The sequence below is a fragment of the Nonomuraea jiangxiensis genome (assembly GCF_900099965.1).
Taxonomy (GTDB): domain Bacteria; phylum Actinomycetota; class Actinomycetes; order Streptosporangiales; family Streptosporangiaceae; genus Nonomuraea; species Nonomuraea jiangxiensis.
On sequence record NZ_FNDJ01000002.1, the window covers coordinates 498,075 to 510,104 of the forward strand.

Below are 12,030 nucleotides of genomic sequence, written 5' to 3' on the forward strand. Positions count from 1 at the left end.
CCCCGGATCGAGGCACTCGGCCCAGCCATGCACATCACCACCACGGACACGCACTACGACCTGGACAGCGGCCACTACCGGCTGACCGTCTCGCGCACCGACCCCAGCGCCGAGCTGGAGGGCTGGATGACGCTCTCCCTGCTGGCCTCGGTCGACACCAGGGCCGGGCGCGACGAGACGTACGAGACCCTGCCGCCAGTGCTCGTCGAGCGCGACAACCTGGCGATCTTCGACTTCCCCCAGCGCACCACCGAGTGGGAGACCAAGACGGTCCGGCTGACCTGCACCCCCGAGACCGTCGCGGTCGAGGTGCGGGTCGAGGGGGACGGCGTGCTCGGCGACGTGACGCTGCTCGGCGGGCGGGCGGTGCTCAACACCCGCGCGTCGGGCACGTTCCGGTCGGGGGTGCACGCGCGCGGCGTCTTCAACCCCACGCCCACGCACCCCGTCCAGGTCGTCCGCCCGGTGTCGGTGCCGGTCGCGCTCACCGTCGTCGGCGACGCCTCGCCGGGGCGGCTGCACGCGGTCTTCTCGCCGCCGCCGCTGGTGCTGGCCTTCTGCAAGCAGGAGCCCCGGGGGGCCACGGACGTGCCCGGCGGGCCCTGGCTGGGCGCCTCCGTACGCGCCGGGATCGCCGGCCTGAGCTTCACCGAGGTGGCGTACGAGCCGCTGGACGGCGGGGTGCTGCTGCGCTTCGGCTACGAGGGCCACACGGTGGTGAGCGGCAGGTGGACCTCGCCGGCCGTGGTGCTGCGGGCCGCCTCGTCCCCCTGGGAGGCGATCTCGCACCACCGGGCCGACCTGCGGGCGCACGGCCTGGCCCCGGCGTACGGCGGCGAGCGGCACGCCTGGTGGAGGGAGCCGATCTTCTGCGGCTGGGGCGCCCAGTGCGCCAGGGCCGCGGGCGGCTCCCCGGCGGACCTGTCCCGGCAGGAGCTCTACGACGAGTGGCTGGCCCGGCTGGCCGAGCACGGCATCGTGCCGGGGACCGTGGTCGTCGACGACCGCTGGCAGCTGGCCTACGGAGACCCGCGCCCCGATCCGGGCAAGTGGCCGGCGCTGCGCGAGTGGATCGCCGCCCGGCACGAGCGCGGGCAGCGCGTGCTGCTGTGGTGGCGGGCGTGGTCGGCCGACGGGCTGCCCGCCGAGGAGTGCGTGACGGACGCGGGCGGGCGTCCGGTGGCCGCCGACCCGTCGAACCCGGCCTACCGGCGCCGGGTCGAGGAGATCATGGAACGGCTGCTCGGCGACCTGGACGCCGACGGGTTCAAGATCGACTTCACGCAGTGGTCGCCGAGCGGGTCGCACCTGAAGGCGTACGGCCCGAACTGGGGGTTCTCCCTGCTGCACGAGCTGCTCGCCACCCTGTACGCCGCCGCCAAGCGCGTCAAACCGGACGCCCTCATGGTCACCCACACCCCGCATCCGGCCTTCGCCGACGTGACCGACATGATCCGGCTCAACGACGTGCTGGAGGTGGACTTCCGCGGCGATCCCGTCCCGGCCGTCGACCAGCTCCGCTTCCGCCACGCGGTGGTCGCGCACGCGATGCCGGAGCACCTGGTCGACACCGACCAGTGGCCCATGCCCAGCAGGGCGGACTGGCTGGAGTACGCGCGGGCGCAACCCGCCCACGGCGTGCCCGCCCTGTACTACGTCGACTCCATCGACAACTCCCTCGAACCGATCACCGGCGAGGACCTCCGCCTGGTGGCCGGCTGGTGGGCCCGTTGAGGCCGGGCCACGGCCCGGCACCTGTGTGGGAACGATTGCGGATACAATCCGGCGTTATGGAGGTAACCGAGGTCATACCGGGGATCTACCGGGTCTTGGACACGTGTCACGTCTACGTCGTCGTGGCCCCCGCCCGGGAGGGGCAGGAGCGCACCGGGATCGCCATCGACTTCGGCTCCGGACGGGTGCTGGACCTCCTCGGCGAGCTCGGCATCGACCGCCTCACCGACGTTCTCATGACCCACCACCACCGGGACCAGGCCCAGGGGCTGGCGCGGGCGGTCGAGGCGGGCATCGCGGTGCACGTCCCGCCGGTCGAGCGCGACCTGTTCGACCGGGCCGACGAGATGTGGGCGGGCCGCGGCCTGCTCAACGACTACGACCTGCGCGACGACCGGTTCTCGCTGCTGGAGTCCGTGCCCGTGACCGGGGTCGTGCCCGAATACCGCACCGCCGACTACGGCGGCGTGTCCGTGCGCGTGCTGCCCACCCCCGGGCACACCCCCGGCTCCGTCACCTACGTCGTGGACCGGGTGGCCTTCACCGGCGACCTGATCTACGCCCCCGGCAAGGTGTGGTCGCTGGCCGCCACCCAGTGGTCCTACACCGAGAACGAGGGCCCGGCCATGACCATCCTGAGCTGCGAGCTGCTGCGGAGGGAGGAGATCGAGGTCTTACTGCCGTCCCATGGCGAGCCCATGACCGACCCGGCCGGCGCGCTCGCGCGGCTCTCCGCCTCCATGCAGCGCTACGTCGACTTCCGCCGCCCCCACCCCTGGGACCTGCGCGGGCTGCTGGCCAACCCCTTCGTCCAGGTCACCCCGCACCTGCTGATGAACAAGAGCAGCCAGGCCCTCAGCTACGTCCTGCTGTCGGAGTCCGGCGCGGCCATGGTCTTCGACTTCGGCTACGACATGTCCACCGGCCTGGTCAAGAGCACCGCGCGGGAGGCCCGCCGCCCCTGGCTGGCCTCCATGCCCGCGCTGCGCGAGCACTACGGCGTCACCCGGGTCGAGGTCGCCGTGCCCACCCACTACCACGACGACCACGTGGCGGGCATGCCGCTGCTGCGCGACGTCGAGGGCGCCGAGCTCTGGGTGCCCTCCCACATCGCGCCGGTCCTCGCCGTGCCGCTCCACCACGACCTGCCCTGCCAGTGGTACGACCCGATCCCCGCCGACCGGGAGCTGGCGCTGGGGGAGACGGTCCGCTGGCGGGAATACGCGATCACGGTGCACGACCTGCCGGGGCACACGCTGTTCGCGGCGGCCTACGAGTTCGAGGTGGACGGGCACCGGGTGCTCGTCACCGGGGACCAGCAGGACGGCATGGGCACCGCGGGCCTCACCGGGCCGGCCCGCCAGGAGATGCTGAACTTCCAGTACAAGAACGGGTTCAGGATCGACGACTACCGCAAGAGCGCCGCGCTCTACCGGCGGATCCGGCCCGACCTCATGGTCAGCGGCCACTGGCGGCCCCGCTGGGTCGACGACGACTACCTGCGCATGCTCACCGAACGCGGCGAGGAGCTGGTGGCGCTCCACCACGACCTGCTCCCGCTGGACGAGCTGGACCTGGGGGCGGACGGGGTGCTGTGCCGCCTGACCCCCTACCACTCGCGCGTCCCCGCGGGCGGCGAGGTCGTGCTGACCGCGACCGTGCGCAACCCGTTTCCTGGCAAGGCCGAGGCCGTGCTGCGGCCGGTGGTGCCGCCCGGCTGGCGCGTCGAACCCCGATCTTCGACGCTTAAGCTGCCCGGCGGGGGTAGTGAGCAGGTGCGCCTCCGGCTCGGCGCCGACCGCGTGCCGCGCCGCCGTGTACGCCTCGCCGTCGACGTGACCATCGGCGACCTGCGCCTCGGGCAGCACGCAGAGGCCCTGGTCGACGTGGTCGGAGAAGGGACTCGATGACCACAGGGCGGCTCGCTCCCCCCGGCCGTTCCGGGCGGCCCACGATCAAGGACGTGGCCGCCGCCGCCGGGGTCTCGCGCTCCACCGTCTCCCGGGTGCTCACCGGGCGCGGATACGCCGCCGGCCCCGTACGCGAGCGGGTGCTGCGGGCCGCGGCCGAGCTCGGCTACGTGCCCGACGTGGCGGCCCGCATGCTCAAACAGCAGGTGAGCAGGTCCGTCGGGGTGCTGGTCAGCGACCTGCGCAACCCGTTCTATGCGGAGCTGGCGGCCGGGGCCGGCAACGAGGCCCGCGCGCGCGGCTACACGATGGTGCTGACCGACACCGGGCTGTCGGCCGGCACCGAGGGCGAGGCCGCCGAGGCGCTGGTCGCGCTCCGGGTGGCCGGGGTGATCGTGACGCCCAACTCCCCGGCGGTGAGCGGCTACCTGAGCTCCCACGGCGTCCCGGTCGTCGAGGTGGACCGGCAGTTCGCGGCCGGCACGACCGACGGGGTCGTGGTCGGCAACCGCGTCGGAGCGCGTACGGCCACCGCCCACTTGACCGGGCTCGGGCACCGCAGGATCGCGCTGGTCATCGACGAGACCGAGTGGACCACCGGCTACGAGCGCCACCAGGGCTACCTGGAGGCGCTGCACGCGGCCGACCTCAAGGCCGACCCCGACCTGGTGATCGCCGCCGGCTGGGACGTCGCCGACGCCCGGCGCCGGGCGGCCGACCTGCTGCGCGGCCCCGACCGCCCGACCGCCGTCTTCGCCGCCAACAACGTGCTGGCCGAGGGCGTCTGGCGGGCCGTCGGCGAGCTGGGGCTGCGGGTGCCCGCGGACGTCAGCCTCGTGGCCTTCGACGACGCGCCCTGGATGAGCATGGTCTCGCCCACGCTCAGCGCGGTCGCGCAGGACGCGTACAACCTGGGTGTGGCCGCCGTGCGGCGGCTGGACGCGCGCATCGAGCTGCCCGACGCCGACTCCGTCACCACCGTGCTCGGCGTGCGCCTGGTGACCCGCGAGTCCACGGCGCCGCCCCCGCCCCTCTGAGCCGCTTTGACCTGCGGGAAGGGCCGACCTACCATCCGTGTGGGAACGATGTCATAACCCCTTTGCGGCATGCCGTCCCCCTCGGAGGCCCTATGAACCACGACCGACTCCCCGCACCCCTGGCCAACGCCCCCTCGGGCGAGCAGCCGCGCGACCTGCCGCCGGCCGTCCGCCCGGCCGCCACCCCCGGCCGCACCATACACATGATCGGCAACGCGCACCTCGACCCGGTGTGGCTGTGGCCGTGGCAGGAGGGCTACCAGGAGGCGCGGGCGACGTTCTGGTCGGCGATCCACCGCATGGACGAATATCCGGACTTCGTCTTCACCTGCGACCAGGTCGTGCTGCTGTCGTGGGTGGAGGAGTCGGACCCGGAGCTGTTCGCCAGGATCAGGGAGAAGGTGGCCGAGGGCCGCTGGGTCATGACCGGCGGCTGGTGGGTGGAGCCCGACTGCAACATGCCCTCGGGGGAGTCCTTCGTCCGCCAGGGCCTGTACGGCCAGCGCTACCTGAGGGAGAAGTTCGGCGTCACCGCCACGGTCGGCATGAACGTCGACCCGTTCGGCCACCACGCCATGCTGCCCGCCATCCTGCGCGGCCAGGGCATGGACTCCTACTGCTTCCTGCGCCCAGGACCGCATGAGAGCGAGCTGCCCGGCACGCTGTTCTGGTGGGAGGCCCGCGACGGCAGCCGGGTGCTGGCCTACCGGATCCCGTTCGAATACTGCAGTCCGCCCGGCGAGGTCGCGGGCCAGACGGAGAAGGCGCTGGGCCAGCTCGACCGCTCGCTTGGCGACGTCATGGTCTTCTACGGGGTGGGCAACCACGGCGGCGGCCCCACCAGGGCGAACATCGAGTCCATCCACCGCTACGACCGGATGGGCACCTTCGGCGAGCTGATGATGTCCTCGCCGCGCCGCTACTTCGACGAGATCACCAAGCGTCTGGGCGAGCAGGGCCTGGCCGCGCTGCCGGTGTGGCGCGAGGACCTGCAGCACCACGCGCCCGGCTGCTACTCCGCGCACTCCGGGATCAAGGCGTGGCAGCGCAGGGCGCAGGCCGCCGTGCTGTCGGCCGAGCGGTGGGCGGCCGTGGCCGGCCACGACGCCCGCGCGGAGCTGGAACGGGCCTGGAAGCAGGTGCTGTTCAACCAGTTCCACGACGTGCTGCCGGGCTCGGCCATCGAGCCGGCCTACGACGACGCCCGCGACCAGCTCGGCGCCGCCGTGGCCGCAGCCGAGCGGATCATCACCAGGGCGCACAACGTGATCGCCCGCGACGTGCGCGTGACGGAGGAGCCCGGCACCCAGCCGGTGATCGTCTTCAACCCGCACCCGTGGCCCGTCACCACCCGGGTCGAGCTGCAGTACGGCCTCGCGCCCGGCGGCGTGCACGTGGTGGACGCCGCCGGTGGCGAGGTGCCCGGCCAGGAGGTCCAGTCGGTGGCCAGCACGGACGACAAGAGGCGCGGCGCCACCGTGTTCCGGGCGGAGCTGCCCGCGCTCGGCTACCGCCTCTACCGCCTGCGGCCCGGCGCGCCGGCGTTCCGGAGCGGCCTGTCCGCGAGCGCGCACCACCTGGAGAACGACCTGCTCCGCCTGGAGCTCGACCCGGCCACCGGCTGGCTGACGAGCCTGCTCGACAAGCGCACCGGCGTGGACCTGGTGGCCGGCGCGGTCGGAGAGCACACACAGATCTGCGCGGACCCGACCGACACCTGGGGCCACCGCGTCGTGTCCTACGCCTGGCCGGGCGTGGCGATGGCGACGACGGCCATCGTGCCGCGCGAGGACGGGCCGCTGCGCGCCCGCGTCCGGGTCGAGCGCGCGTGGGGCCGCTCGACGATGGCCGAGGAGTTCCTGCTGGGGGACGGCGACGACGCGGTCGAGGTACGGGTCACGCTCGACTGGCGCGAGCGGGGACACCTGATGAAGCTGCGGTTCCCGGTGGCGCTGCGGGACCCGGCGGCCACGTACGAGATCCCGTTCGGGCACCTGGCCCGGCCGGTGGACGGGGCCGAGGAGCCCGCGCAGTCGTGGGTGGACCTGTCGGCCGCCGGAGCGGGGCTCGCCGTCGTGAACGACGCCAAGCACGCCTACGACGTCTCCCCGGCCGGTCCCGGCGGCAGCCCCAGCATCGGGATCACCGCCGTGCGCAGCCCCGTCTACGCCTGGCACGACCCGCGGCTGCTCGATCCGGAGGGCCACTACTCCTACCAGGACCAGGGGGTGCAGCGGTTCACGTACCTGCTGGTGCCGCACGCGGGGGACTGGCGGGCCGCGGGGCTCACCCGGCGGGCCGCGCTGCTCGGCTCCCCGGCGCGGGCCATGCAGGAGAGCTTCCACGACGGCCCCCTCCCGGCGCTGCGCGGCTACGTGGACGACGGTGGTGACCAGGTCATGGTCACGGCGGTGAAGTGTCACGAGGACCGGCCGGGTGACCTGGTGGTCAGGGCCGTCGAGACCACGGGGGAGGCCGCGGTCGCCACCCTGCGCGTCCCGCTGGCGGGGGTCGTGCTCACGGCGGAGTTCGGGCCGAGCCAGATCCGTACGTTCCGGATCCCGCTCGACGATCCGCTCGCCGCCACGGAGACGGACCTGCTCGAGCTGGACACCCGCAGGGGCGCCTTCACGGTCGAGCCATGGTGATCGCCGACCCGCGCTCCCACGGCGGGACCGGCGAGCCGGGTTCTCCGGGGCGGGCCGTGGTGATCGCCGACCCGGACGGGGGCGAAGTGGTCGTCGAGGTGCTGGGCGGGGCGGGGCCGTTCGCGGTGCGGGGGCGGTGGGGGCGGCGACTCCCCACCGGCCGCCGCGAGCTGGCACTGAGCGTGGGCTACGACGGCGCCGAGCCCGCCTCCGGCACCGTGCGCGTGAGCAGGTCGGTGGCCGCCGCCGACCCATGGTGGCTCATCCCCGGCCTCTTCTACGGCGAGAACCGGCCCGCGGCCTGCCGGCGGGTGTTCCCCCGTTTCGAGGCGGGCGCCGACCGGCCGGGGGAGATGGTGTCCGGCAGGTGGGGGTTCCGGGCGGACCGGGCGGCCACCCCCGCCGTCATGGTGTGGGGCGAGGGTCCCGGCGTCGCGCTGATCGCGGACGAGGAGTCGGGCCTGGGGCCGACCGGGCTGGCCTTCGAGCACGCGGACGGGCTGGCCACGGTGTCGGTGCTGTTCCCGTACCGGGAGTATCCGGTCACCTACTTCGGCACGGAACCGCCGCTGCCCGCGCGGGCCGCCGAACAGGTCTGGCAGCCGGGGGAGCGGCACGTGCTGCGCGTCGCGACGTGCGCGCTGCCCGCCGACCGGCACGCGTACGCGCCGGTGTTGCGGGAGGACCACGCGCTGCGGCTGCCGTTCGCGCCGGTCGAGCCGTGGGAGAGCGTCGAGTCGGCGGCCGGCATCGCGGCCGAGGGGCTGTTCCGGTGGCACTACGACCCCGACCCTGGGGTGCTGCTGGAGACGATCGGGTTCGACAGGGAGGTCAGCGGCGCCGCCCCGCAGCAAGTGGACCGGCAGGCCATGCACGTCGGCTGGGTGAGTGGCATCCCGTGGGCGGCGGCCCTCCTGGAGCACGGGCTGCGGCGCGACCGGCCCGAGTACGTCGCCGCCGCCGCACGGGTGATCGACTTCATCTGCGCGAACCTGTCACCGTCCGGCACCTTCTGGGGCACGTGGTACCGGCAGTCGGGCTGGTCGCAGAGCTGGAGCCGGACGAAGGGCGCTCTGCACGCCCGCACGCTGGGGGAGGCGACGCTGTTCCTGCTGCGCGCGCTGCGGCACCGGCCGGACCCGGCCTGGGCCGCCGCCGCCCGCTCCAACCTGGAGGTGATGGTGGCCCGCCAGCGTCCCGACGGCAACCTCGGCACGCTGCACCACGCCGTCACCGGGGAAGTGCTGTCCTGGTCGGGCGCCGCCGGCCTGACCTGGGTGGCCGCGCTGGCCGAGGCCGGGCACCTGGAAGCAGCGGAACGGGCGGGCGACTACTACGCCTCCTTCGTCGAACGGGAGTTCATCTACGGCGCGCCGGAGGACGTGGACCTGGCCCCGAGCTCGGAGGACGGCTACGCGGCCGTCATCGCCTACCTGGCGCTGCACCGGCACACGGGTACCGGGCGCTGGCTCGACCTGGCCCGCCGCGCGGCCGACTGGACGCTCACGTTCCGCTACTCCTACAACGTGCGCTTCCCGCCCCGCACTCCGCTCGGCACGTACGGGTTCGCCACCCGCGGCGCCGACCAGGCGTCCCCGGCCAACCAGCATCTGCACGCCTACGGCCTGGTGTGCACCGAGGAGCTGATCGAGCTGTCGGAGGCGCTCGGCGACCCGTACTACGCCGAGCGCGCCCACGAGAGCCTGGCCTGCTTCCGCCAGTTCCTCCCGGCTGCCGACGGCGACCTCAACGCCTATCGCGGCATGATCACAGAGCGCTACTACCAGACGGACTGCTTCCAGCCCAAGGGCATGTACCTGACGTTGTCGCACTCCTGGAGCGCGGGGGTGCTGCTGCTGGCCTGCGAGCGGGTGCTCGCCCGTGCGGGCGCCGCCCGAGCGGGATCCGGCTGATCCTCGGGGCTCAGGGGTCGGCCAGGCCGTGGCGGTAGGCGTAGGTGACGGCCTGGGCCCGGTCCCGGGCGCCGATCTTGGCGAACAGGTTGTTGATGTGGGTCTTGACCGTGGCCTCGCCGATGAACAGGTCGCCGGAGATCTCGGCGTTGGAGCGCCCCCGGGCGATGAGCCGCAGCACCTCGGCCTCCCGCCTGGTCAGCCCGTCCGGCAGCGACTCACGATCAGCGGCCCCGGCCGGTGCCTTCCCGTCGGCGGGTCCGGACAGCGGCTTCCCGCCGGTGGGTCCGGCCGGTGCCTTCCCGTCGGCGGGCTTGGGCGGCGGCGGGAGCATGGTCTCCAGCAGGCGGCGCTGTACCGCGGTGTCGAGCTGGGCGTCGCCCCGCATCACGGTGGCCACCGCCCGGTCGATCTCCTCGGCGTCGGCGCTCTTGGTGAGGAACCCCCTCGCCCCGGCCTGGAGCGCGCTGAACACCGACTCGTCGTCGGAGTAGGTGGTGAGGACGACCACCTGGGTGTCCGGATGGGCCGCGCGGATGCGGCGGGTGGCCTCGACGCCGTCCATCCTGGGCATGCGCAGGTCCATCAGCACCACGTCCGGCCGCTCGGCCGCGACCAGTTCGAGCGCCGCCTCACCGTCGGCGGCCGAGCCCACCACCTCGACGCCGGGCAGCAGCCCGAGCAGCAGGGTCAGCCCTTCCCGGACCACCGTCTGATCGTCCACCACGACCACCCGGGCGGTCACCGGCCCCCTCCCCGCACCGCCGGCACGCCGTCCGCGGCCAGTCTCAGCCGCACCCGGAACCGTCCCCCGACCGGCACCGGCAACAGAGCACCGTACTGCCGAAACGTGGTCACTCCCGGATGATATCGACACAACTCAACAGTCGCCGTCCCGGCCACAGCGTCCGGGGGCAGGGCGTCACGGGCTTCGCGCGACGGTCACACCGCGGCTCGCCCGCCGTCCACCGACAGGGTCGCGCCGTGGATGTTGGACGCGTCGTCGCAGGCCAGGAAGACCACCGCCGCGGCCACCTCCTCCGGGGTGCTGGGGCGGCGCGAGGGCAGCGCGGCGATCATGGGCGCCAGGTGGTCCCGCATCGCGGCGATCTTGTCCGTGAACGTGGGACCGGGCGCCACCGTGTTGACGCGCACGCCCGCGGGCCCGTATTCGCCGGCCCAGGACTTGGTCAGGGAGTGGATGGCGGCCTTCGTGGTGCTGTAGAGGGCCGAGCCGCTGGTCCCGAACAGCCCGGAGATGGACCCGAGGTTGATGATCGCCCCACTGCCCCGGGCCGCCATCGCGGGCGCGAGCAGGCCGGTGAGCAGGAAGGCGGCCTTGACGTTGACGGTCAGGGCCTGGTCGATGAGGTCCTCGCCCACGTCGGCCGTGGGCCCGGGCGTGATCAGCATCGCCGCGTTGTTGACCAGGATGTCCAGCGGGCCACCGGCCAGCCGGTGCGCGGCATCGGCGAGCTCGCCGATGGCGGGCAGCCCCGCAGCGAGGTCGGCGCGTACGAACGAGGCCCGGCCACCCCGCTCGCTGATGGCCGCGACGACCTTCTCGCCGCGCGCGGTGTCGCGGCCGCTGACGATCACGTAGGCGCCCTCGGCGGCCAGCGCCCTGGCGATGGCCGCGCCGATGCCGTCGGTGGAGCCCGTGACCAGGGCCGTGCGGTCCTGAAGACGTGCGGACATGAGGAGGTCCCCCCTTGCGAAGTTCTCGGTACGCGCTTCAGCGGCGGTACTCGCTTCAGGATGCCGAGGCTAAAATGGACCCGCAAGTCCAATCTGAGAGGGGTGAACATGCCCGCGACGACCCGCAAAGGAGCCGCGACGCGGCAGCGCATCATCGAGGGCGCGGCCGCGCACATCCGCGAGCACGGCGTGGCCGCCACCACCCTCGACGACGTGCTGGCCAGGACCTCGACCAGCAAGAGCCAGCTCTTCCACTACTTCCCCGGCGGGCGGGAGGAGCTGCTGCTGGCCGTGGCCCGCTTCGAGGCCGACCGCGTGCTGGAGGACCAGCAGCCCCAGCTCGGCGACCTCACCTCCTGGCCCGCATGGCAGCTCTGGCGCGACAAGGTCGTCGACCGCTACCGCCGCCAGGGCCGCCTGTGCCCGCTCAATGGCGTCATGTCACACCTCGGCAACGGCACCCCCGGCGCCCAGGCCGTGGTCACCGAGCTGATGAACCGCTGGCAGGCCGAGCTCGCCGCCGGCGTACGGCACATGCAGGGCGCGGGCGAGATCGACCCGGCCCTCGACCCCGACCGAACGGCGGCGGCCCTACTGGCCGGCATCCAGGGCGGCGTCCTGATCCAGATGTCCACCGGTCACACGACCCACCTGGAAGCCGCCCTGGACCTGACCCTCGCCCACCTCCGCACCCCCACACCCTCCACCACGAGCCCCAGCACGGCGCCTACGCCGGCGTGACGGTCCCGGACATCGCCGACCGAGCCGAGGTCGGCCGCATCACGTTCTTCCGCTACTTCGGCGACAAGCAGAAGGTCGTCTTCGCCGTCGAGGAGGAATGGCTGAACGACGTCGCGCGGCACCACCGCGAGCTGCGGCCCGGCTCCCCGCCGTCGCTGCCAGAGGCGCCCGCCCTGCCGCGCGACACCACCGAGACCGTCTGCGCGCGAGCCACCCGGGACCCCGCGCGCTACACCCTGCGCCGACGGCTGATCGCGGAAAAACCCGAGCTTGGCGACCGCGCGGTCCGCAAGCAACGCCGCCTCATGGAGCTGATGACCGAGGATCCGCGGCAGCGGGAAGCCTCGGC

Annotated in this window: 8 protein-coding genes; 6 read left to right on the plus strand and 2 right to left on the minus strand. The window is 73.4% G+C overall.

Annotated features, from left to right (window positions below; genetic code table 11):
* Positions 1 to 27: 27 nt before the first annotated feature.
* From BLS95_RS05550 to BLS95_RS05570, 5 genes are all read left to right on the plus strand, one after another.
* Positions 28 to 1,734: an alpha-amylase family protein gene (locus BLS95_RS05550; protein WP_090929746.1), complete on the plus strand. Its 1,707-nt coding sequence runs from the start codon at positions 28 to 30 to the stop codon at positions 1,732 to 1,734.
* Positions 1,735 to 1,790: 56 nt separating this feature from the next.
* The gene (locus BLS95_RS05555; RefSeq protein WP_090929747.1) at positions 1,791 to 3,644 is read left to right on the plus strand and encodes an MBL fold metallo-hydrolase; all 1,854 of its coding nucleotides are present in this window, start codon (positions 1,791 to 1,793) and stop codon (positions 3,642 to 3,644) included.
* A complete protein-coding gene (locus tag BLS95_RS05560; protein WP_090929748.1) occupies positions 3,641 to 4,681 on the plus strand; it encodes a LacI family DNA-binding transcriptional regulator in 1,041 nt (346 codons plus the stop codon). Before BLS95_RS05555 ends, BLS95_RS05560 begins: the two co-directional genes overlap by 4 nt.
* 92 nt (positions 4,682 to 4,773) lie before the next feature.
* Positions 4,774 to 7,329, plus strand: a complete 2,556-nt coding sequence (locus BLS95_RS05565; protein ID WP_090929749.1) for an alpha-mannosidase — start codon at positions 4,774 to 4,776, stop codon at positions 7,327 to 7,329.
* Positions 7,323 to 9,242, plus strand: a complete 1,920-nt coding sequence (locus BLS95_RS05570) for a YyaL domain-containing protein (protein ID WP_090929750.1) — start codon at positions 7,323 to 7,325, stop codon at positions 9,240 to 9,242. Before BLS95_RS05565 ends, BLS95_RS05570 begins: the two co-directional genes overlap by 7 nt.
* Before the next feature lie 10 nt (positions 9,243 to 9,252).
* On the opposite strand, the gene BLS95_RS05575 is transcribed toward BLS95_RS05570, so the two are convergent.
* Together BLS95_RS05575 and BLS95_RS05580 are read right to left on the minus strand one after the other, a co-directional pair.
* On the minus strand, positions 9,253 to 9,987 hold the full coding sequence (locus BLS95_RS05575) for a response regulator transcription factor (protein ID WP_090929751.1): 735 nt from the start codon (positions 9,985 to 9,987) through the stop codon (positions 9,253 to 9,255).
* 197 nt (positions 9,988 to 10,184) lie between these two features.
* The gene (locus tag BLS95_RS05580) at positions 10,185 to 10,940 is read right to left on the minus strand and encodes an SDR family NAD(P)-dependent oxidoreductase (RefSeq protein WP_090929752.1); all 756 of its coding nucleotides are present in this window, start codon (positions 10,938 to 10,940) and stop codon (positions 10,185 to 10,187) included.
* Positions 10,941 to 11,048: 108 nt separating this feature from the next.
* On the opposite strand from BLS95_RS05580, the gene BLS95_RS57630 reads away from it, so the two are divergent.
* Complete coding sequence (locus BLS95_RS57630; protein ID WP_090929937.1) at positions 11,049 to 11,681, plus strand: TetR/AcrR family transcriptional regulator; 633 nt, start codon at positions 11,049 to 11,051, stop codon at positions 11,679 to 11,681.
* Positions 11,682 to 12,030: the final 349 nt, after the last annotated feature.

Bases quoted from the DNA above. Each gene is read 5' to 3' on its own strand.
- BLS95_RS05550 (WP_090929746.1), top strand. From the start codon at position 28: ATGCACATCACCACCACGGACACGCACTACGACCTGGACAGCGGCCAC.
- BLS95_RS05555 (WP_090929747.1), top strand. From the start codon at position 1,791: ATGGAGGTAACCGAGGTCATACCGGGGATCTACCGGGTCTTGGACACG.
- BLS95_RS05560 (WP_090929748.1), top strand. From the start codon at position 3,641: ATGACCACAGGGCGGCTCGCTCCCCCCGGCCGTTCCGGGCGGCCCACG.
- BLS95_RS05565 (WP_090929749.1), top strand. From the start codon at position 4,774: ATGAACCACGACCGACTCCCCGCACCCCTGGCCAACGCCCCCTCGGGC.
- BLS95_RS05570 (WP_090929750.1), top strand. From the start codon at position 7,323: ATGGTGATCGCCGACCCGCGCTCCCACGGCGGGACCGGCGAGCCGGGT.
- BLS95_RS05580 (WP_090929752.1), bottom strand. From the start codon at position 10,940: ATGTCCGCACGTCTTCAGGACCGCACGGCCCTGGTCACGGGCTCCACC.
- BLS95_RS57630 (WP_090929937.1), top strand. From the start codon at position 11,049: ATGCCCGCGACGACCCGCAAAGGAGCCGCGACGCGGCAGCGCATCATC.